This window comes from Streptomyces sp. NBC_01775 (genome assembly GCF_035917675.1).
Classification (GTDB): Bacteria; Actinomycetota; Actinomycetes; order Streptomycetales; family Streptomycetaceae; genus Streptomyces.
In genome coordinates, this window is sequence record NZ_CP109104.1 from 7,184,193 (window position 1) to 7,204,482 (window position 20,290).

At 71.9% G+C, this 20,290-nt stretch carries 19 protein-coding genes; 13 read left to right on the top strand and 6 right to left on the bottom strand.

Annotated features, from left to right (window positions below; genetic code table 11):
• Positions 1–70: 70 nt before the first annotated feature.
• Both OHB04_RS31930 and OHB04_RS31935 read right to left on the bottom strand, forming a co-directional pair.
• Complete coding sequence (locus tag OHB04_RS31930) at positions 71–1,489, bottom strand: multicopper oxidase family protein (RefSeq protein ID WP_326691110.1); 1,419 nt, start codon at positions 1,487–1,489, stop codon at positions 71–73.
• A gap of 129 nt (positions 1,490–1,618) precedes the next feature.
• Positions 1,619–1,987 (bottom strand): SchA/CurD-like domain-containing protein, encoded by a 369-nt coding sequence (locus OHB04_RS31935; protein ID WP_326691111.1) that lies wholly within the window; start codon positions 1,985–1,987, stop codon positions 1,619–1,621.
• A gap of 252 nt (positions 1,988–2,239) precedes the next feature.
• On the opposite strand from OHB04_RS31935, the gene OHB04_RS31940 reads away from it, so the two are divergent.
• The 13 genes from OHB04_RS31940 to OHB04_RS32000 all read left to right on the top strand — a co-directional run bounded on the left by OHB04_RS31940 (position 2,240) and on the right by OHB04_RS32000 (position 14,757).
• Positions 2,240–2,674 carry a cupin domain-containing protein gene (locus OHB04_RS31940; protein WP_326691112.1) on the top strand — a complete coding sequence of 145 codons (435 nt, stop codon included), beginning with the start codon at positions 2,240–2,242 and terminating at the stop codon, positions 2,672–2,674.
• A complete protein-coding gene (locus OHB04_RS31945; protein ID WP_326691113.1) occupies positions 2,671–3,960 on the top strand; it encodes a beta-ketoacyl-[acyl-carrier-protein] synthase family protein in 1,290 nt (429 codons plus the stop codon). Before OHB04_RS31940 ends, OHB04_RS31945 begins: the two co-directional genes overlap by 4 nt.
• Positions 3,957–5,300, top strand: a complete 1,344-nt coding sequence (locus OHB04_RS31950) for a ketosynthase chain-length factor (protein ID WP_326691114.1) — start codon at positions 3,957–3,959, stop codon at positions 5,298–5,300. Before OHB04_RS31945 ends, OHB04_RS31950 begins: the two co-directional genes overlap by 4 nt.
• A gap of 11 nt (positions 5,301–5,311) precedes the next feature.
• Entirely contained in the window at positions 5,312–5,770 is a 459-nt protein-coding gene (locus OHB04_RS31955) for an SRPBCC family protein (protein WP_326691115.1), read from the top strand.
• Positions 5,767–6,228, top strand: coding sequence for a DUF1772 domain-containing protein (locus tag OHB04_RS31960; RefSeq protein WP_326691116.1), 462 nt, complete (start codon positions 5,767–5,769; stop codon positions 6,226–6,228). Before OHB04_RS31955 ends, OHB04_RS31960 begins: the two co-directional genes overlap by 4 nt.
• A gap of 59 nt (positions 6,229–6,287) precedes the next feature.
• Entirely contained in the window at positions 6,288–7,040 is a 753-nt protein-coding gene (locus tag OHB04_RS31965; protein WP_326808815.1) for an SDR family NAD(P)-dependent oxidoreductase, read from the top strand.
• Positions 7,040–7,399, top strand: a complete 360-nt coding sequence (locus tag OHB04_RS31970) for an antibiotic biosynthesis monooxygenase family protein (RefSeq protein WP_326808816.1) — start codon at positions 7,040–7,042, stop codon at positions 7,397–7,399. The genes OHB04_RS31965 and OHB04_RS31970 overlap by 1 nt, the downstream gene beginning before the upstream one ends.
• A complete protein-coding gene (locus OHB04_RS31975; protein ID WP_326691119.1) occupies positions 7,389–7,700 on the top strand; it encodes an antibiotic biosynthesis monooxygenase family protein in 312 nt (103 codons plus the stop codon). Before OHB04_RS31970 ends, OHB04_RS31975 begins: the two co-directional genes overlap by 11 nt.
• 132 nt (positions 7,701–7,832) lie before the next feature.
• A complete protein-coding gene (gene accD, locus OHB04_RS31980; protein ID WP_326808817.1) occupies positions 7,833–9,530 on the top strand; it encodes an acetyl-CoA carboxylase, carboxyltransferase subunit beta in 1,698 nt (565 codons plus the stop codon).
• A 73-nt stretch (positions 9,531–9,603) separates the two neighbouring features.
• Positions 9,604–10,158 (top strand): acetyl-CoA carboxylase biotin carboxyl carrier protein, encoded by a 555-nt coding sequence (locus OHB04_RS31985; protein ID WP_326691121.1) that lies wholly within the window; start codon positions 9,604–9,606, stop codon positions 10,156–10,158.
• A gap of 2 nt (positions 10,159–10,160) precedes the next feature.
• Positions 10,161–11,504 carry an acetyl-CoA carboxylase biotin carboxylase subunit gene (locus tag OHB04_RS31990; protein ID WP_326691122.1) on the top strand — a complete coding sequence of 448 codons (1,344 nt, stop codon included), beginning with the start codon at positions 10,161–10,163 and terminating at the stop codon, positions 11,502–11,504.
• Between the two features lie 116 nt (positions 11,505–11,620).
• On the top strand, positions 11,621–13,867 hold the full coding sequence (locus tag OHB04_RS31995) for an MMPL family transporter (protein WP_326691123.1): 2,247 nt from the start codon (positions 11,621–11,623) through the stop codon (positions 13,865–13,867).
• The gene (locus OHB04_RS32000; protein ID WP_326691124.1) at positions 13,864–14,757 is read left to right on the top strand and encodes a methyltransferase domain-containing protein; all 894 of its coding nucleotides are present in this window, start codon (positions 13,864–13,866) and stop codon (positions 14,755–14,757) included. Before OHB04_RS31995 ends, OHB04_RS32000 begins: the two co-directional genes overlap by 4 nt.
• A gap of 83 nt (positions 14,758–14,840) precedes the next feature.
• Here OHB04_RS32000 and OHB04_RS32005 read toward each other — a convergent pair whose 3' ends face one another.
• The 4 genes from OHB04_RS32005 to OHB04_RS32020 all read right to left on the bottom strand — a co-directional run bounded on the left by OHB04_RS32005 (position 14,841) and on the right by OHB04_RS32020 (position 20,254).
• Positions 14,841–15,416, bottom strand: a complete 576-nt coding sequence (locus OHB04_RS32005) for an NADPH-dependent FMN reductase (RefSeq protein WP_326691125.1) — start codon at positions 15,414–15,416, stop codon at positions 14,841–14,843.
• Positions 15,413–17,185, bottom strand: a complete 1,773-nt coding sequence (locus tag OHB04_RS32010) for an AMP-binding protein (protein WP_326808818.1) — start codon at positions 17,183–17,185, stop codon at positions 15,413–15,415. The genes OHB04_RS32005 and OHB04_RS32010 overlap by 4 nt, the downstream gene beginning before the upstream one ends.
• A gap of 32 nt (positions 17,186–17,217) precedes the next feature.
• Positions 17,218–18,708 carry an aminotransferase class III-fold pyridoxal phosphate-dependent enzyme gene (locus OHB04_RS32015; RefSeq protein ID WP_326808819.1) on the bottom strand — a complete coding sequence of 497 codons (1,491 nt, stop codon included), beginning with the start codon at positions 18,706–18,708 and terminating at the stop codon, positions 17,218–17,220.
• 73 nt (positions 18,709–18,781) lie between these two features.
• On the bottom strand, positions 18,782–20,254 hold the full coding sequence (locus tag OHB04_RS32020; protein WP_326808820.1) for an aminotransferase class III-fold pyridoxal phosphate-dependent enzyme: 1,473 nt from the start codon (positions 20,252–20,254) through the stop codon (positions 18,782–18,784).
• Between the last annotated feature and the right edge of the window lie 36 nt (positions 20,255–20,290).

The following is a 20,290-nucleotide window of genomic DNA, read 5'->3' on the forward strand; positions in this document are numbered from 1 at the left end:
CCGTCGGGAGATGCCGGCGTCGGTCTCCAACGGAAGGCCACTACGCGCGATTCTTCGGCGGCCGGGGCACTCAGCGACCGATCTCCATCTGCCCCATCATCCCCATCTGGAGATGCCCCAGCATGTGGCAGTGGTACATGAACCGCCCCGTGTAGTCCGTGAACCGGAGCTGGACCCGGGCGCTCTCGCCGGCCATGACGGTGATGGTGTCCTTGAGACCGGCTTCGCCCGCCGCGGGCGGTTCGCCGTTGCGGTCCAGGATGCGGAAAGCGTCCAGGTGGGGATGCAGCGAGTGGGGGATGCCGAACTGGGTGTCGGCGTTGGTGATCCGCCACGTCTCGGTGACGTTCAGCCGGGGCCGGATGTCGACCCGGTCGGTGTCGAACGGCTTGTTGTTGATGAGGTGCTCGCCCGTCCGGGCGTTGAAGGAGAGGGTGAACTCCCGCTCCACAGCGGAGGTCCCCAGGTCCGGGACGGACCGCAGGGTGGCGGGGACGCTGCTCGGGTCGGGCGCGGTGCGCACCACGTCGAAGCGCATGACCTCGGGGGCCTCGCCCTCGTACGGGTAGGTGTTGTTGAGCACCAGCTTCCTGCCCACCGCGTAGCGGCCGAAGTCCACGACGATCTCGTGGCGCTCGCCGGGCCACAGCTGGAGCGTCCGGGTGGGGACGGGCGCCGGCAGCAGGCCGCCGTCCGTGCCGATGTGGGTGAACTCCTCGCCGTCACCGAGCTGGAGCAGGAAGAGCCGCTCGTTGGAGGTGTTGACCAGCCGCAGCCGGTACTTGCGCGCCGCCACCTCGAAGTAGGGGCGGGGTGAGCCGTTGACCAGGAGGGTGTGGCGGCCCTCGAAGTCGTGCAGGTCCCAATCCAGCGCCCCGTTCTCGCCGAACTTGGCGTCCCGCAGCTGGAGCGGCACGTCGTAGCGCCCCTTGGGCAGCGGCAGCCGGTCCTCGAAGTCGTCGGTGAGGACATAGGTGGCGGCCAGGCCGCGGTAGATGTTCTCCGCGTGCGAGTGGTGCGAGTGGTCGTGGATCCACAAGGTGGAGGCGCGCTGCTGGTTCGGGTAGCGGAAGATCCGCTTCCCGCCGGGCTTCACCTCGTTCTCGGGGTGGCCGTCCGAGCCCCCGGGGACGTGGCCGCCGTGCAGGTGCATGGAGAAGGGCACGTTGAGCGAGTTGATCTGCTCGATGACGACGGGCCTGCCGCGTCTGGCCACGATCAGCGGGCTCATCACGCCGTTGAAGGAGCGGATGCGGGTCCTGGTGCCCGGCAGCAGCGTGACGTCCGCCTCGCGGGTGGTGAGCCGGTAGAAGTCGTGGCCCGCCAGCCGGGTCGGCCGCAGCGGTGTCCGCACCTTCAGCGGCACCCTGAACGGCGACTCGGCGGCGCGTGCGACACCGGAGCGCCCGCCGATGACCAGGCTCGCCGGGACGGTGGACAGGACACCGGCGGCGGCGCCGGCACGGAGCACGTTTCTGCGGGTGAGCACGGATTGCTCCTTTCGGAGGCGGACGAGGGTGCTGAGCAGGGGGTGCCCCTGGCTGTGCTTTGCAGGGTGCGAGTCCGTCGTGGCTGGTCGCGCAGTTCCCCGCGCTCCTTTGGGCGCCCGGCCGGAGGCTTACTTGTCCCGGACCGACATCTGCGCCATGCAGGTCAGCAGGCTGCGCCGGAAGGTGGCCACGAAGCCCTCGACGGTGTCGGTGTCGCGGGGCCTGGTCAGGTACGGGGCCAGCTTCGCCTCCACCTCCTCGACCCCCGGCTGGGTCGCCATGTGGCGGGCGATGACGTCCAGGTCGCCCTCGTACTCGATGACCCGGACCATCGTGTCGTCGCGGATGAAGACGGCCGTGGACAGGATGCGTGCCGCCTCCTCGCCGCCCTCGCCCTTGACCACGGGCGAGCCGACCCTGCGGAAGCCGGTGAAGATCTCGGTGATCTCCTTCTCGTAGCCGGGCTTGATGTCGTAGGTGATGGCGGCGAACGGCATGGACGCTCCTCCTCATGGCGGCAGCGGGGCATTGGTGGCAGCCGGCCTTGACGGCAGCCGGGCCGAGGTCCGGCCCCGCCATTCGCACCCAGGCCGCTAGTCGCCCGCTCGAAGGCGGCTGGTGCGCTCTCCCGCCCCCGCAGGCTCCGTCAACGGCGGCTTGAGCGGGTTTGTAGGTGTGGCTGCGACGGTGCTCAGCGCCGCGGACCCGCGAGAAGCCAGCCGAGAACCAGGGATCAGGAGGCGGGGTCAGTGACCACCGAGATCACGCGCACCGTCCGGGTGCACGCCGACGACGTCGAGGCCAACACCCGGCGCGGCGGCGACATCAGGACCACGCTCAGCCCGAAGACCACCGGATGCACCAGCGGTTTCGGCGGGGTGCTCACCCTGGCGCCGGGCGAGCACGTCACCGAGCACTACCACCCGTACTCGGAGGAGTTCCTGCACCTCGTCACGGGGCAGCTGGAGATGACGATGGACGGCCAGGCCGTCCCGCTCGGCCCCGGCGACTCGCTGCTGATACCCATCGGCGTACGGCACCGGCTGGTGAACACCGGCACGGAGACCGCGCACGCCGCCTTTCACCTGTCCCCGCTGGCGCCCCGGCCCGACCTGGGGCACGTGGACACCGAGAAGGTCAGCAGGCCCGAGCAGCCCAACCCCGCGGTCGGCGGTGCCTCGTGAGCCGTAGGGCCGTCATCACCGGAGTCGGCGTGGTCGCCCCCGGCGGCGTGGGACGAGAGGCGTTCTGGAAGCTGCTGTCGGACGGGCGCACCGCCACCCGCCGCATCTCGCTGTTCGATCCGACGTCCTTCCGCTCCCAGATGGCGGCCGAGGTCGACTTCGACCCGGTGGCCGCCGGGCTGGGCCCCCGCCAGATCCGGCGCATGGACCGCGCGGCCCAGTTCGCCGTGGTCAGCGCGCGGGAGGCCGTCGAGGACAGCGGCTACGACTTCGCCGCCGCCGACCCCGCGCGCACCGGAGTGAGCCTCGGCAGCGCCGTGGGCTGCACCATGGGCCTGGAGGAGGAGTACGTCCTGCTCTCCGACGGGGGCAAGCACTGGCTGGTCGACCACACCTACGGAGTCCCGCACCTGTACGGCTACATGGTGCCCTCCACGCTCGCCGTCGAGGTCGCCTGGGAGGTCGGCGCCGAGGGACCCGTGGCGCTGATCTCCACCGGCTGCACCTCGGGCCTGGACTCCATCGGGCACGGCGTGCAGCTCATCGAGGAGGGCACCAGCGACGTGGTGCTCGCGGGGGCGACCGACGCCCCGCTCTCCCCGATCACCTCCGCCTGCTTCGACGCCATCAAGGCCACCTCGCCCAACAACGACGATCCCGAGCACGCCTCCCGCCCCTTCGACGCCGGGCGCGACGGATTCGTCCTCGGCGAGGGCGCGGCCGTGCTGGTGCTGGAGGAGAAGTCGGCCGCCGAGGCGCGCGGGGCGCGGATCTACGGCGAGATCGTCGGCTACGCGGGCCGCAGCAACGCCTTCCACATGACCGGGCTCAAGGCCAACGGGCGCGAGATGGCCGAGGCCATCAAGGTCTGCCTGGACCGCGCCCGGCTCGACCCCACAGCCGTCGACTACATCAACGCGCACGGCTCCGGCACCAAGCAGAACGACCGGCACGAGACCGCCGCCTTCAAGCGCAGCCTCGGGGAGCACGCCTACCGCGTCCCGGTCAGCTCGATCAAGTCCATGGTGGGCCACTCGCTGGGCGCCATCGGCTCCATCGAGGTCGCCGCCTGCGCCCTGGCACTCGACCGGCAGGTCGTCCCGCCGACCGCCAACCTGCGCGAGGCCGATCCCGAGTGCGACCTGGACTACGTGCCGCTGACCGCGCGCGAGCACGCCATGGACGTGGTCCTCAGCGTCGGCAGCGGCTTCGGCGGGTTCCAGAGCGCCACGGCGTTGGCCAGGCCGGGCGTCGTGGACCACGAGAGGGAGGCGAACGCCGCATGAGCGCCGTCACCGAGCCCGCGCCGCGTTCCGCCACCGGGGTCACCACCGCCGTACGCGCCCCGGTCGTCACCGGGCTGGGCATCGTGGCACCGACCGGCGGCGACACCGCGGCCCACTGGCGTGCGGTCCTGGACGGCACCTCCGCCATCGGCCGCATCACGTTGTTCGACCCCTCGTCCTACCCGGTGCGGCTCGCGGGCCAGGTGCCAGGCTTCTCCGCCAAGGAGCGGGTGCCCAGCAGGCTCATCCAGCAGACCGACCGCTGGACCCACCTGGGCCTGGCCGCCGCCGAGGCGGCCCTGGCCGACGCCGGGGTGCACCCGGCCGAACTGCCCGAGTACGAACTGGCCGTGGTCACCGCCAGCTCCTCCGGCGGCACCGAATTCGGGCAGCACGAGATGGAGAACCTCTACCAGCACAGCCCCGACTGGGTCGGCGCCTACCAGTCCATCGCCTGGTTCTACGCGGCCACCACCGGACAGGTCTCCATCCGGCACGGGCTGCGCGGCCCCTGCGGGGTGCTGTGCTGCGAACAGGCCGGCGGGCTGGACGCCATCGGCCAGTCCCGCAGGCTGATCCGTACCGGCGCCAAGCTGGTGATGACCGGCGGCACCGACGCCTCGCTGTGCCCCTACGGGCTGACGGCCCAGCTCACCACCGGACAGCTGTCCACCGTGCAGGACCCGGCACGCGCCTACCTGCCCTTCGACAGCGAGGCCGGCGGCTACCTGCCCGGTGAGGGCGGCGCGCTGCTCGTCGTCGAGGACGCCGACGCCGCCGAGGCACGCGGCGCCCACGTCTACGGCCGTGTCCTGGGCTACGCCGCCGGCTTCGACCCCCCGCCGGACTCCGACCGGGCCCCCGCGCTGGCCCGTACGGTCCGCGCGGCGCTCGCCGACGCCGGCCTCGAACCCGGCCAGGTGGACGTGGTGTTCGCCGACGCGCTCGGCGTGCCCGAGGCCGACCGGGCCGAGGCCGCCGCGCTCGCCGAGGTGTTCGGGCCGCGCGCCGTGCCCGTCACCGCGCCCAAGACCCTGACCGGGCGGCTCTACGGCGGGGGAGCGGCCCTGGACGCCGCGACGGCGCTGCTCGCGCTGCGCGACCAGGTCGTCCCGCACACCGTAGGACCCTCCGGGCCCGCGCCCGGCTACGAGATCGACCTCGTGCTGGGCGAGCCGCGCCGCCAGGAGCTGCGCACCGCGCTGGTCGTGGCGCGGGGCTACGGCGGCTTCAACGCGGCGCTCGTGCTGGGACACCACGGATTCCCGGCACCCGACGACTTCCTGGCACACAGCGAATCCCCGGAACTCAGCGAATTCCCGGAACACAGCGAGAAGTGAGAGGAGACGACATGGCCGGCCACACCGACAACAGCATCGTCATCGACGCACCCATGGACCTGGTCTGGGACATGACCAACGACCTCAAGTCCTGGCCCCAGCTGTTCAGCGAGTACGCCGCCGTCGAGGTGCTGGAGGAGAACGACAAGGGGATCACCTTCCGGCTCACGATGCACCCCGACGAGGACGGCAACGCCTGGAGCTGGGTCTCCAAGCGCCTGCCCGACCCGGTGCGGCGCGAGGTGAACGCCCACCGGGTGGAGACCGGGCCCTTCGAGTACATGAACATCCACTGGGAGTACGTGTCCGAGGGCGACGGCGTCAAGATGCGCTGGGTCCAGGACTTCCACATGAAGGAAGCGGCCCCCGTCACCGACGACGGCATGACCGAGCACCTCAACCGCAACACCTTGGTCCAGATGAAGCTCATCAAGGAGAAGGTCGAGGCAGCCGCTGCGGGGAAGCGGTGATCGCGTATCTCGCTCCCCTGGTGGTGCTGTTCAACGGGCTGGCCGCCGGGGTCCTCTTCGGCACCCAGCTCGGCGGCTGGCCGCTGCTGGCCGCGCTCCCGGCGGACCGCTACGTGCACGCGCACGCGTTCTTCGCCACCCGCTACGACCCCGCCATGCCCATCTGTCTGCTGGGCACCCTGGCCGGCGACATCTGGCTGGCGGTGATCAGTCCGGGCGCGGCGGCCCGCGCGCTGTTCGTCGCGGGCGCCGTGCTGGCGGCGGCCACCGTCACCATCTCGCTCACCAAGAACGTGCCCGTCAACAAATGGGTGCGGAACCTCGACCCGGACGACCTGCCGCCCGACTTCGCCGACCGCGACCCGCGATGGCGCTGGGGTGCCTGGAACCAGCGCCGCAGTGCGCTGACCGTGCTCGCACTGGTCGCCAACTGCGCGGCCCTCACGATCCTGCTGTGACGCAAGCTCCCGACAGACACATTCACCCGGAGACCCCCGACTCACTTGGAGGAATACTCATGGATCTCGGCCTCAAGGGCAAGAAGGCCCTGGTCACCGGCGGAACCAGGGGCGTGGGCCGGGGCATCGCGCTCGCCCTGGCCGAGGCCGGTGCCGATGTGCTGACCTGCTATCAGAACGAGAGCGAGGCGGTGGCCTCACTGGAGACCGCGCTCAAGGAGACCGACGGCGACCACCACGTCGTGTGCGCCGACGTCTCCGACCCCCACAGCGTGGGCGCTCTTCTCGCCGAGGCCCGCACCCGCTGGGGCCGCCTCGATGTCGTCGTCAACAACGCCGGCGCCATCAGCCACATCCCCTACGCCGAACTCCCCCTGGCGGAGTGGCGGCGGATCGTGGACACCAACCTGACCGGCGTCCACCTGGTCACCCAGGGCGCGCTGCCGCTGCTGGGCGAGGGCTCCTCGGTCATCAGCATCGGCTCCAAGGCCGTCGAGGCGGGCATCCCGCTGCGCTCCCACTACACCGCGACCAAGGCCGCACTCGTCGGCCTGAACCGCTCCCTGGCCAAGGAGTTCGGCGGCAAGGGCATCCGGTTCAACATCGTCGCGCTCGGCGTCGTCGAGACGGAGAACCTGCACAAGATGCCCGAGGACCAGCAGAAACTCATGATCGAGCGGTACAGCGCCAAGACCGCGCTCGGCAGGCTCGGCACCCCCGACGAGGTGGCGGGCGCCATCCTCTGGCTGGCCAGCGACCTGTCGCGTTATGTCACCGGCGCCACCATCGGCGTGGACGGAGGGATCTCCTGATGAGCACCAACACCAAGGGCGCCTACCGGGTGCAGCTGCGGATGCAGATCAACCCCGGTATGGAGGCCGACTTCGAGAAGGTCTGGCAGGGCAGCACCGAGGCCGTCACCGGCCACCCCGCCTGCCTGGGCCAGTGGCTGGCCAAGTCCACCGACGAGGAGGCCGTCTACTACATCGTCAGCGACTGGGTGGACGAGCCCGGCTTCCGCGCCTTCGAGACCAGCGAAGCCCACCTCGCCCACCGCGAGCGCCTGCACCCCTACCGCTCCCAGGGCTCCTTCAACACCATGCACGTGGTCGCACACATCGATGGCACGGCGGGCACGGCGGGCACGGCAGGCGGGGCACATGCCCGGTGAAGTCCGGGTGCTGGTCTACCAGGCGGCACACGACGAGGAGCAGCTGGCCGCGGTACGCGAGGCGTACCACCTGGTCAGCAAGCGGATGGCGGGGGTGCCCGGCATGCTCGGCAACGAGCTGCTGCGCTCACCCGCCGACCCGAGCGCGCTCGTCGTCGTGAGCCGCTGGACCGGAATGGCGGCCTTCCGCGAGTGGGAGGAGGGCACGGCCCACAAGGACGACACGGCCCCGCTGCGGCCGTACCGCGATACGCGGCTGAAGGTGCCGTTCGGCATCTACGAGGTCGAGGCCGAGTACTGAGGGCCCCACATTTCTCCGCCGCCCCTCCTTCCGCCGCCCCTCTTCCTCAGCGCCGCGCTCCCTTTCCGCCGCGACGGCGCGTACCCCTCGGCGCGGACCGGCGGTGCCGAACTCAGCCAACCAGGAGCACAGATGACGACCCCCGCAAAGCTGAAAGGCCCACCGACAGCGGCGGAACAACCCTCGTGGGTCTCATGCACGAACTGCCGCTCCCTCGTCTACGGCAAGCGTTACAAACGCCTGCTGAACGTGTGCCCCGAGTGCGGGACACACGCGCGACTGGACGCGCCCGCGCGCATCGCGCAGCTCTTCGACGAGGGCAGCGTCGTCCCCCTCGACGTACCGGAGACCCAGATCAACCCGCTGGACTTCGTCGACCAGCGCCCCTACGCGGAGCGCCTGACGCAGGCCCGCCACAAGACGGGCCAGCAGGACGCCGTCCTGGCGGTCAGGGGCCGCATCGAGAACCGTCCACTGACGGCCGCCGTCATGGACTTCCGCTTCTTCGGCGGCAGCCTCGGCGTCGCCGCGGGCGAGGCCGTCACCACGGCGGCCGAGACCGCGCTGCGCGACCGTACCCCCCTCCTCCTCGTCACCGCCTCCGGCGGAGCCCGGATGCAGGAGGGCGCGCTGTCGCTGATGCAGATGGCCAAGACCAGCAACGCGCTGGCCGAGCTGGACGAGGCCGGGCTGCTGACCGTCACCCTGGTCACCGACCCGACCTACGGCGGAGTGGCGGCCTCCTTCGCCACGCTCTCCGACGTGGTGGTCGCCGAACCGGGCGCCCGCATGGGCTTCGCGGGGCCGCGCGTCATCGAGCAGACCATCCGGCAGAAGCTGCCCGAAGGCTTCCAGACCGCGGAATTCCTGCGCGACCACGGGCTGGTGGACGGCGTGTGGGAGCGCAGCGAACTGCGGCCCAAGCTGGCCCGGCTGCTGGCCGTCGCCGACACGCCGGGGCCCGAGTGGGGCGGCGGCGAGTCCGACCCCGTCGTCCGCGACAGCCAGCTCCTGGACCAACTCCCCGCCTGGGACTGCGTCCAGCTCGCCCGCGAGGCGGAGCGGCCCACCACGCTGGAGCACATCGGCTACTGGCTGGACGGCTTCGTGGAGCTGACCGGGGACCGCGCGGGTGAGGAGTGCGCGGCGATCGTCGGCGGCATCGGCCGGCTGGACGACCTGCCGGTGATGGTCATCGGGCACCAGAAGGGCCACACCACCGCCGAACTCGTCCGCCGCAACTTCGGCATGCCCTCGCCGGCCGGGTACCGCAAGGCCGCCCGGCTGATGCGGCTGGCGGCCAAGCTGCGCCTGCCCGTCGTCACCCTCATCGACACCCCCGGCGCCTACCCGGGCATCACGGCCGAGGAGACGGGGCAGTCCGGTGCCATCGCGGAGAACCTGCGGCTGATGGGCTCGCTGCCCGTGCCAGTCGTCGCCGTGGTCACCGGGGAGGGCGGCAGCGGTGGCGCGCTGGCACTCGGCGTCGCCGACCGGGTGCTGATCTGCGCGAACGCGACCTACTCGGTGATCAGCCCGGAGGGCTGCGCCGCGATCTTGTGGAAGAACGCGACGGAAGCCGCCGTGGCCGCCGACGAACTCGCCCTGGACGCCGCCTCGTTGCTACGGCTCGGCGTCGTCGACGGGGTGATCCCCGAACCCGAGGGCGGCGGTCACACCGACACCACGACGATGAGCGACGCGGTGCGCCGCGCCGTCGTCGTCGCCCTGCGCGAATTGCGCTCCGCGCCGGATGTGGAGGGCTCAACCGTGAGCCCGGTGCCGGCGCGGAGGCGCCGCTTCCGATCCTTCGGCCTCGCGGAGACCTAGAAGGGGACGGGACATGCAAGGGGGCAACGGACGCAACGGAAACGGCAACGGCAGGTACTACGGAGAGACACTCATGAACGAGCTGACCAAGGAAAGTCCGCGCGCCCAGTCCGACGACGCGCTCGCCGGGCTGGACTACGACAACAGTGGCCTCGCCCTTACCGATATCTGCCGGAGCATCGCCGAGGTCGTGCGCGTGGGCCCCGACAGGCCGCGCAGGGTACGCATCGCGCTGGGCGCCGCCAGCATCGAGGTCGAGTGGGACAGCCAGGAGACCCCCGGCGCCCCGGCGCCCGCGGGGCAGTACCTGGGCGGGGCCGGCGCGGCGGGGGGCGCCGGGGCCGAGGTCCAGACCGTGTTCGAGGGCCACCGCGAGTGCGCCCCGCTGGTGGGCACCTTCTACGCGGCCCCGTCGCCCGGCGCCCCGCCCTTCGTCCAGCCCGGCGACCGGGTCGAGACGGGCCAGCAGCTCGGCATCATCGAGGCGATGAAGCTGATGAACCCGCTGGAGGCCACGCGCCCAGGGCGGGTCGTCGAAGTGCTGGTCGGCGACGGGGAGCCGGTCGAGTACGGCGAGCCGCTGGTGCTCATCGACCCCGACCTCACCGACGTGGACGAGGGGGCCTGACCGTGGGATTCGGCACCGTCCTGGTGGCCAACCGGGGCGAGATAGCGATACGCGTCATGCGCACCTGCCGGGAGATGGGCATCCGCACCGTCGCCGTCCACTCCACGGCCGACCGCGACAGCAGCCACGTACGGGACGCCGACGCCGCCGTGCAGATCGGCCCCGGCGCGCCCCGCAAGTCGTACTTGTCGGCCCCGGCCGTCATCGAGGCGGCGCTGCGCGCCGGGGCCGACGCGGTGCACCCGGGCTACGGATTCCTGTCCGAGGACCCGGACTTCGCTGAGATCTGCGCCGAGAACGGGCTCACCTTCATCGGGCCGCGCCCCGAAGTGCTGGCCCGGCTCGGCGACAAGGCCGAGGCCAGGGCGCTGATGACCGACGCCGGGCTGCCCGTGCTGCCCGGCAGCCCCGGCACCGTCGACAGCGCCACCGAGGCCACCGACCTGGCCACCAGGATCGGCTACCCGCTGATCATCAAGGCCGTGGCGGGCGGCGGCGGACGCGGCATGACCGTGGTGCGCCACGCCACCGACCTGCTGCCGGCCTACCGGCAGACCCGCGCCACCGCGCAGGCCATCTTCGGCGACAACCGCGTCTACATGGAGCGGTATTGCGACAGCGCCCGGCACATCGAGGTGCAGGTCCTCGCCGACGGGCACGGCACCGTGCTGCACCTGGGCGAGCGGGACTGCTCCGTCCAGCGGCGGCACCAGAAGCTCATCGAGGAGAGCCCAGGACCCGGACTGCACCCGCAGCTGAGATCGGCCATGGCCCGCGCCGCCGTGCGCGGCGCCCGCGCCATCGGCTACACCGGAGCCGGCACCTTCGAGTTCCTGGTGCACGACGAGGGCTTCTCCTTCATGGAGATGAACTGCCGCATCCAGGTCGAACACCCGGTCACCGAGGCCGTCTACGGCATCGACCTGGTGCGCGAACAGATCCGCGTCGCCGCCGGTGAAGCGCTGCGCATGGGCCAGGAGGATCTGGTGCCCCGCGGGGTCGCCGTCGAGTGCCGCGTCAACGCGGAGGATCCCGCACGCGACTTCGCCCCCGCGCCCGGCACCCTGGAGGAGTTCGTCCCCCCGGGCGGCCCCTTCGTCCGGGTGGACACCCACGGGCGGGCCGGGTGGAAGGTGCCCCCGCAGTACGACTCGCTGCTCGCCAAGGTCATCTGCTGGGCGCCCGAACGGGACGAGGCGCTGGACCGGATGGACCGGGCGCTGGGCGAGTTCCGCATCAGCGGTCCCGGTGTGCACACCACCGTGCCGCTGCTGCGCGACATCCTCAACGACCGCGTCTTCCGCGAGGGCAGGCACATCACCTCCTTCCTCGACAACCGGGGCTGACTCGACAACCGGGACTGACTCGACAACCGGGGCTGAGAAGCCGGCCCTCCGCCGCTCAAGGCGCGCTTGAGCCGGAGAGGGAAGCATGGACAGTCCCCCGACCGCAGGGAGCCGTGATGGAATCCGTCATCCGCGTCGCGATCAGGCGGCCCCGCACGGTGATCGCCGTCTGGCTGGTGCTGGCGGCGCTCTGCACACCCTTGATGATGGGCCTGACCGGCGCCCTGAAGGCCGGCGGCTTCGAGAACCCGCGCGGTGAGGACCGCAAGGGACAGCAGGCACTGGAGCGGGACTTCCACGAACCGGAGGAGACCCTCCAGGCGGTGTTGCACGACCCGGACGGCGAGGTGACCCGCGCCGTGCCCGAGGCGGCGCGGCTGGCCGAGGGCTCCCCGAAGGTCACCTCCGTCCAGGACTACCGGCAGCAGTCCGCCTGGCTGTCAAAGGACCGGCACACCACCTTCCTCCAGCTCGGCTTCGACGCGGACGCCACCACGGTGCAGGGCGAGATCGACGGCCTGCGCGAGCGGCTGGACGCGGCGCTGGGGGAGCGCGGGGTCAGTGTCAAGGTCACCGGCGAGCAGGCCCTCGACTACGACATGAGCGTGCAGTCCGAGAAGGACACCGTCACCGCCGAGCTGATCGCCTTCCCGCTGCTGATCATCGTGCTGCTGCTGGTCTTCCGCTCGGTCGGCTCCATGCTGGTGCCTATCGTGCTGGCCGGGGTCGCGCTCGTGGTCGCCATGGCGGCCGGCACGCTGCTGGCCCAGGTCACCGACCTCTCGGTGCTGTTCATGAACGCGGTCACCATCATCGGCCTGGCCGTCTCGGTGGACTACTGCCTGTTCATCATCAAGCGCTACCGCGACGAACTGGCCGACAGCGCCGAACCACAGGCCGCGCTGGAGACCGCGATGCGCACCGCGGGCCATGCCGTGCGCTTCAGCGGGCTGGCCGTCGTGGTGGCGCTGCTGGCGCTGCTCATCCCGCGCATGATGGTGTTCACCAGCATCGCGCTCGCCGGGATCGTGGTCACCCTGATCGCGCTGGCCATCTCCATGACGCTGCTGCCCGCCGTGCTCCGGCTGCTGGGCCCGCGCATCAACTGGGCCTCGCTCAAGCCCCGCAGGGCGCGCGCCGCGAAGGACGCACCAGGGCCGCTGGCCCGGCTGCACCGCAGGCCGCTGCCGCTGCTGCTGATCTCCGTCGTGGTCTTCACCGCGCTGTCGCTGCCCATACTGAACGTCCGCCTCCAGGCGCCGGTGGCCAGCGCCTCGATCCTGCCCGAGGACGCCGAGTCCCGGCAGGGCATCGAACGGCTCCAGAAGGACCTGGACTCCCAGGACCTCTTCCCGCTCCAGGCCGTCTTGACCGCACCGCGCGGCACCTCGCCCGGCGAGCTGCTGGCGGCGGTCGACAAGGCGGCGAAACGGGCCGAGGGGCTGGCCGGGGCCGGCTCGGTGCGGGCCGTCACGACCCTCGGACTGCCCAGGACGGCCCAGGAAGCCGCCGCCGCCGGGCGGTTCGCCGGCCTGCCGCGCGAGGCCCGTGCCGCCTTCGAGGGGCTGTGGTCCCACCAGGACGGGCGCTACGTCAGCCGCGTCGTGGTCGTCGCCAAGGACGAGCCCGACAGCGACGGCGCCCACGACCTGGTCCGCGATCTGCGCGACGCGCTGCCCGGCGCCGAGGTCGTGCCGGGGCTGGACACGAAGGTGACGGGGGCGACAGCGCACGGCGTGGACTTCGACGACGCGCTGATCGGCGCGCTCCCCGCCATCCTGGGCGCCGTCGCGCTCATCACCCTCGCGCTGCTGACCCGGGCCTTCCGCTCCTGGCGGCTGCCGCTGCTGGCGCTGGTGCTGAACGCCATGGTGGTCGGCGCCGGCCTGGGGCTGCTCACCCTCATCAGCCAGGGTGCGCTGGGCCAGCGCATCGACAGCACCACGCCGGTGCTGCTCTTCGCCATCATGTTCGGGCTGAGCATGGACTACATGGTCATCATGATCGCCCGCATGCGGGAGCGGTACCTGCTGGTGCCCGACCACAGGAGCGCCGTCACCGAGGGCATGCGCAACACCGCGGGGCTGGTCAACGGGGCCGCCGTGATCATGGTGGCGGTCTTTGTCTCCTTCCTCGCGGCGAAGATCAGCGTCGTGCAGCAGCTCGGCCTCGGACTGGCGCTCGCCGTCGTCCTCGACGCCCTGGTGATCCGGCTGCTGGTGATGCCCGCCGCCTTGAACCTGCTCGGCCCGCGCGTGTGGGGCCGGGTGCCCGCAGCGTCCTCCGCACCCTCCGGCGGTCCGGCGCCGGAGCCGCGGCCCCCGTCCAACCCGGCGAACCCCAGCGAAGAGGTGAAGCTGTGAACACCCCGGCAACCGATACCGGACTATCGCTCTCCGGTTCCGTGGAGGAACTTCACGACGCCGTACGCGAGCACTACGACAAGCTCATCGACCTGTACGAGCAGCTGTGGGGCGAACACATCCACCACGGCTACTGGGACCTCGACCGCCCCGACGTCCCCCGCCACCGGGCCCAGGAGCGCACCACCCGCGAACTGACCGCCTTCGCCCGGCTCCCCGAGGGCGCCCGTGTCCTCGACGCCGGCTGCGGCATCGGCGCCTCCGCGCGGCTGCTCGCCACCGGGCACGGCTGCCAGGTCGACGGCATCACCCTCAGCGAGGAACAGGTCGGCCGTGCCCAGGAGAAGGCCACCGCGGCCGGGGTCGCGGACCGCGTCCGCTTCCGGCTGATGGACGCCATGGCCACCGACTACGACGACGAGACCTTCGACGCCGTCTGGGCCATGGAGAGCTGCGAGCTGATGCCCGACAAGAAGGCGTTCCTCGCCGAGTGCCGGCGCGTCCTCAAACCCGGCGGCACCCTCGCCGTCGCCACCTGGTGCTCGCGCGACGACCGTCTCGCCCCGGCCGAGGTCCGCCTGCTGCGCAGGCTCTACCGCGACTTCGCGATCTCCTTCGTGCTCCCCCTCGACCACTACGCGAAGCTCTGCGCGGAACTGGGCCTCACCGACGTCGAGACCGCCGACTGGACCGACCACGTCCGCGCCACCTGGAAGCTCTCGGCGGACATCGTCAAGCCCGTCGTCCGCGACCCCCGCGTGGTCCGCGACCTCATCAAGGCGAAGGGGTTCAACACCTTCCGCTTCCTGAACTCCGTCCCGCTGATGAAGCAGGCCTACGACAAGAACGTGATGCGCTACGGCGTCTTCCGCGCCACCAAGGCGGGGTGAGCCCCGGCGCGCGACAAGCGCCGGGCGGACCCGTGACGGGCCCGCCCGGCGATTGCTGTGTATTCCTGTTCTCGCAATTTCCGTCAGGCGCGGGTCAACGCAGCCGTGCGGGAGGCGAATTCCGTCACCTGGCCGACCATGATCTCCAAGCGTCGGAGGGTGCGGGCCGAGGACCAGACGGCGTCCTCGGTGGGGGCCATGTCCGCCGAGTTGACGGTCACGCTCATCGGCGTCACCCAGCCCCGCAGGCACATGATGGCGTTGCGGACCTCCGCGACGGCGTGGGCGGCGCCGTGTTCGCTCCAGCCGACGGCCACGGCGCCCGCGGCGCGCCCGTCCAGGTAGGCGGGCGCGTCGCCGGCGAGGTCCTCCAGATAGTCGAGGGAGTTCTTGAGCAGCCCTGACATGCCGCCGTGGTAGACGGGGGTGGCGACGATCAGGCCGTCGGCGCGGCGCACGGCGGCCAGCAGCCGCCGCGCGTCCTCGGTGCGGTGCTCGCAGCCCGGCTCGTACAGCGGCAGTCCGAGCTGGGGCGCCGGCAGCACGGTGACGTGCGCGCCCTGCCGGGCGGCCAGCTCGGCGCACACCCGCAGCACCTGCACGCTGAAGGAGCCGGGGCGCAGCGAACCGCCCAGCAGGGCGAGTTCGGGGCCGCTCACGGCAGCGTCCCCTCCGCCAGCATCCGGGCGAGCAGCGGTCGCTGCGCCTTGCCGCTGGGCGTCTTGGGCAGTGTCTTGCGGGGGACGACGACGACCTCGGCGGGCAGCAGTCCGGTGGCGCGGCTGACGGCCTGCTCGACGCGTTTGCCCAGCAGGGCCGCCTCCTCCGGGTCGGCGTGCAGCCGGGATTCGACGACCAGCACCAGCCGCTCGGTGCCCTGCACGGGGTCCAGGACGCCGACGGCGGCGACCCCGCCGGGGCGCACGCCCTCCACCGTGGTGGCGGCCAGCTCCAGCGGCTGCGGCTGGTGGTTGCCGCCGGCGATGATGATGAGGTCCTTCGAGCGGCCGGTCACGAACAGCTCGCCGTCCAGGCGGAAGCCCAGGTCGCCGGTGTTGAGCCAGCCCTCGCACAGGTCCTCGGCTGTGCGCTCGGGCATGCCGTAGTAGCCCGTCATCATCGAGTCGCTGGCCACCTGGACCGCACCCGAGTGGCCCTCGGGCAGCTCGCGGCCCCCGTCGTCGGTGATCCGTATGCGGATGCCGGGCACGGCCAGACCGGAGGAGACGTACTCCTGCGCGTCCTGCCCGGACAGCGGCGGCACCGCCACACCCCGGTCGGCCATGGCGGTGCGGGAGAGCACCTCGACGCGGGGCAGCGAGTCGACGGGCGCGAAGGAGGCCGCGAGGCCCAGCTCGGCCATGCCGTAGCAGGGCCGCATGCTCTCGGGCCGGAAGCCGTGCGGCAGCATCGCGCGGGTGAAGTCCCGCATGGTGCCGGCCTCCACGACCTCGGCGCCGTTGAAGGCCGAGCGCCAGCAGCTCAGGTCGAGCCCGGCCAGGTCCATGCGGTGCGCGGTGGAGGCGACCAGCCGGTAGGCGAAGTTGGGCGCCGGGGAGACGGTGCCGCGGTAGCGGTGGATGGTGCGCAGCCAAAGCTGCGGCCTCGTCGCGAAGGACAGCGGGCGGAACAGCGCCGAGGGCAGGTCGTGCAGGAACGTGGACAGCAGCCCGCCGACCATGCCCATGTCGTGGTGGAGCGGCAGCCAGCTGATCATGATGTCGCCGCGCCGGTAGGGGATGCCCTCGCCGATGGAGCGCGCGGCGGCGAACATGCCGCGGTGGCTGAGCATGATGCCCTTGGCCGAGGAGGTGGTGCCAGAGCTGAACTGGATCAGGGCCAGCTCCTCGGGATCGGCGTCCACCGCGGGCTCCGCGACCTGGCCCTCGGTGAACGGCGGGCAGACGACGGCGAGTCCGAGCGGCGCCAGGGCCTCGACGGCCGCCTCGCGCAGCATCTCGTCGCAGACGACGGCGGTGGGCCCGGCGACCTCGACCATGTGGGTCACCCGGTCCAGCCACAGCTTGCGGCGGCCCACCGTCAGCGGCGGCTCGGCCAGCATCGGCACGGCGCCCAGCAGCGCGGCGCCGTAGAGCGCGGCCACCAGTTCGGGCGAGGTGTCCAGGCACATGATGACCCGGTCCCCGCGGCCGAGCCCGGCGGCGGCGAGCGCCGCGCCCGCCGCGTGGGCGCGCTCGTGAAGCTGCCCCACGGTCATCCGTTCGGCGTCCTCGGGGGACTCGCCGTCCGCGGGCGCCTCGGACGCCTCGGGCAGGTAGTAGGCGACGGCGTCCGGCTCGCGCGCCGCACGGTCCACCAGCGCGGCGGCCAGGGTGCGCGCGCCGGTCAGCCGGGCGGGGGTGGGGTCGGGCCGCCACTCCCGCCGGTCGGGATGCACTGCTGCTCGGGTACTGGTCGTGCTTGTCATATCCGCTCCGGCGGTGGCTCGTCGATGGTCGGTCAGGGCAGGACGAACGGGAAGCCGTGGGTCTCCAGCTCCTGCGCGGAGCCGGTGACGGCGGCCGTCAGCTCGTCGATGTCGGCCTCGGAGTGCGCGTCGCCGAGGTAGATCATCGGCATGCTCAGCGTGAAGACACCCCTGCGCCGCAGCAGCAGGGTCAGCAGGAACGAGCCGAGCGCGTTCACGGCGGAGGCGAACTCGCGGTAGTCGGCGTAGCTCTCCTCGGCCACGAAGCCGAACGTGCCGCAGTACTCGCCGAAGCCCAGCAGCCGCAGGGGAATGCCGGTGCGCTCCCGGAACCCGGCCAGCGCGCCCTGGAGCCGGCCGGCCTTGGCGTTGATCCGCTCGTAGAAGGCGGGCCCCGCCTCCTTCAGCAGCCGCAGCGAGGAGAGCGAGGCCGCCAGCGCCAGGTGGTTGCCCGAGTGGGTGTTGACCAGGAAGGTCTTGGTGCCGATGTCGCCCGCCGACAGGCCCGAGGTGCGCATGATGTCCAGCAGCTCGGCCCGGCCGCCCAGCACGGCCAGCGAGAGGCCGAGCCCGGAGGTCACCTTGCCGTAGGCGATCAGGTCGGCGTGCAGCCCGAAGCGCGCGGCTGCCCCGCCGGGCCCGAAGCGGAAGCCGGTCAGCACCTCGTCCAGCACGAACGGCACGTTCAGGGTGCGGCAGCGCTCGGAGACCTCGCGCAGCTCGGGGATGGTGTGCTCGGTGTACGGGAACGACTGGCAGGCCGGGTCGGCGATCACGCACGCCAGCTCGTGCCGGTGCCGCTCGATCAGGGCGAGCGCGGTCGGCGCGTGGTGGGGCAGCACCAGGACGTCGGCGGGGGCGGCCCCCGCGAAGGCGGAGGCGGGCCGCACGCTGCCGTCGTCCCGCACGGCGGGGAAGGGCGCCAGGCCGGGGGTGCCGTGCGCCAGGAACGAGGTGTTGTGCGCGGCGACATCGTGGACGCCGTGCCAGCAGCCCTCGAACTTGGCCACCAGTTGCCTGCCGGTGTGCGCCCTGGCCAGCCGGATCGCGGCGCCCGTGGCGTCGGTGCCGGAGTTGAGGAAGGCGAACTTCTCACAGTGCGGCAGGAACTCGCCCAGCAGCTCGGCCAGTTCGGTCTCGACCCGGTTGAGGTAGCCGTTGCCGGTGTTGCCGCTGGTCAGCTCCTCGCGTACGGCGTCCAGTACGGGCCGCGGGTTGTGCCCGAAGAGGGACTGGCCGCCGAAGCCCACGTGCATGTCCAGGTAGGTGTTGCCGTCGACGTCGGTGATGCGGCTGCCTTCGGCGCGCACCACGGCGGGCGGGAACTGGGGTGCGTGGAAGGGCAGGAAGGCGTGGCTGGAGGAGGCCAGCGCCCCCGCGCGCCCCGCCAGCTCCGCCGAGCCGCGCTGCCGCTCGGCCAGCTCGGTGAGCAGCTCGCCCACCCACGGCTGGGACAGCAGCTCGGTCGCGAGGTCGGCGGCGCTTTCGGCGGTCTTGGACCGGGGAATCTCGGAAGTCGTCATAGGAAGGTCCGTCCACTCTCGAAAGGACAACAGGCGGCCCGGCGCCCGGACGGAGTGCCCGGACGCGGCGCGCTCAGGGCAGTACGAACGGGAAGTCGTGCTTGGCCAGCTCCCGCGCCGAGTCGATGACGGCGCCGGAGATCTCGTCGATGTCCGCGTCGCTGTGCACGTCGCCGGTGAACAGCATCGGCAGGCTCAGCGTGTAGACGCCGCGGCGGCGCAGCATCAGCGTCAGCAGGAACAGCCCGATCGGGTTGACCGCCTCGGCGAAGGCGCGGTAGTCGTCGTAGGACTCCTCGGCGGTGAAGCCGAACGAGCCGATGAAGTCGCCGAAGCCCAGCAGCCGCAGCGGGATCCCCGTCTCGGCGCGGAAGTCCGCAAGACGGGTGCGGATCAGCTCCACCTTGGCGCGGGTGCGCGCGTAGTACGCGTCGCCCTGCTCGTGCAGCAGGCTCAGCGAGGCGTAGGAGGCGGCCAGCGACAGGTGGTTGCCGGCGTGCGTGGTCTGTACGCACGTCTTGCGGCCCAGGTCGGTCAGCGCCAGGCCCGAGGTCGTCATGTGCTCCAGCAGCTCGGCCCGGCCGCCCAGCACCGACAGCGGCAGCCCGAGCCCGGTGACGACCTTGCCGTAGCAGTACAGGTCGGCGGGGATGCCGAAGTACCCGGCGGCGCCGGAGGGCCCGTAGCGGAAGCCGGTCAGCACCTCGTCCAGCACGAACGGCACGCGCAGCGCCTTGCAGCGCTCGGCGACCTGCCGGATCAGCGGCACGGTGTGCTCGGCGTAGGGGTACGAGGAGGAGACCGCCTCGCCCAGCACGCACGCCAGGTCCTCGCGGTGCCGTTCGATCAGCGCGAGCGCGGCCTCGGCGTCGTTGGGCAGGATCAGCAGCTCGGACGGGGGCGCGGGCGCCACCCCGGTCAGCGCGGGCAGCGGCGCCACCCCGTGCTCGCCGATCTCGGGGAAGGGCTCCACCGGGTGGCCGTGGTACCAGAAGGCCGTGTTGTGCGCGGCGATGTCGTGCACGCCGTGCAGCGAGCCCTCGAACTTGGCGACCATGCGGCGGCCCGTGTGGGCGCGGGTGAGCCGGATCGCGGCGGCCGTGGCGTCGGTGCCGGAGTTGAGGAAGGCGAACCGCTCGCAGTGCGGCACGAACTCGCCCAGCAGGGTGGCCAGGCGCTGCTCGACGGGGTGCAGATAGCCGTTGCCCGTCGAGCGCCCCAGCAGGTCGCGCACGGCCTCGACCACGCGGGGCGGGTTGTGCCCGAACAGCGCCTGGGCGCCGAAGCCCAGGTGGCTGTCCAGATAGGTGTTGCCGTCCACATCCGTGATCCTGCTGCCCCGCGCCTCCTCGGTGACCAGCGGGAACTGGGGTGCGTGGAAGGGCCAGAAGGCGTGCGAGGACACCGACTTCTCCCGCACCTGCCCGGAGACGGCGAGGGACTCCCGCTGCCGCTCGGACAGCTCGGTGAACAGGTCGGTCACCCACTGCTGGGTGAGCAGATCGGCGACCAGGTCCTGAATGCTGGGGGATTCACGTGTCGTCATCGGACACCGCTTTCGTCTGTTGCGGATACGAGGGGA

Excerpts from the sequence above, each read along its gene's own strand:
- OHB04_RS31935 (WP_326691111.1), bottom strand. The coding sequence starts at position 1,987 with ATGCCGTTCGCCGCCATCACCTACGACATCAAGCCCGGCTACGAGAAG.
- OHB04_RS31950 (WP_326691114.1), top strand. The coding sequence starts at position 3,957 with ATGAGCGCCGTCACCGAGCCCGCGCCGCGTTCCGCCACCGGGGTCACC.
- OHB04_RS31955 (WP_326691115.1), top strand. The coding sequence starts at position 5,312 with ATGGCCGGCCACACCGACAACAGCATCGTCATCGACGCACCCATGGAC.
- OHB04_RS31965 (WP_326808815.1), top strand. The coding sequence starts at position 6,288 with ATGGATCTCGGCCTCAAGGGCAAGAAGGCCCTGGTCACCGGCGGAACC.
- OHB04_RS31970 (WP_326808816.1), top strand. The coding sequence starts at position 7,040 with ATGAGCACCAACACCAAGGGCGCCTACCGGGTGCAGCTGCGGATGCAG.
- OHB04_RS31975 (WP_326691119.1), top strand. The coding sequence starts at position 7,389 with ATGCCCGGTGAAGTCCGGGTGCTGGTCTACCAGGCGGCACACGACGAG.
- accD (WP_326808817.1), top strand. The coding sequence starts at position 7,833 with ATGACGACCCCCGCAAAGCTGAAAGGCCCACCGACAGCGGCGGAACAA.
- OHB04_RS31985 (WP_326691121.1), top strand. The coding sequence starts at position 9,604 with ATGAACGAGCTGACCAAGGAAAGTCCGCGCGCCCAGTCCGACGACGCG.
- OHB04_RS31995 (WP_326691123.1), top strand. The coding sequence starts at position 11,621 with ATGGAATCCGTCATCCGCGTCGCGATCAGGCGGCCCCGCACGGTGATC.
- OHB04_RS32010 (WP_326808818.1), bottom strand. The coding sequence starts at position 17,185 with ATGACAAGCACGACCAGTACCCGAGCAGCAGTGCATCCCGACCGGCGG.
- OHB04_RS32015 (WP_326808819.1), bottom strand. The coding sequence starts at position 18,708 with ATGACGACTTCCGAGATTCCCCGGTCCAAGACCGCCGAAAGCGCCGCC.
- OHB04_RS32020 (WP_326808820.1), bottom strand. The coding sequence starts at position 20,254 with ATGACGACACGTGAATCCCCCAGCATTCAGGACCTGGTCGCCGATCTG.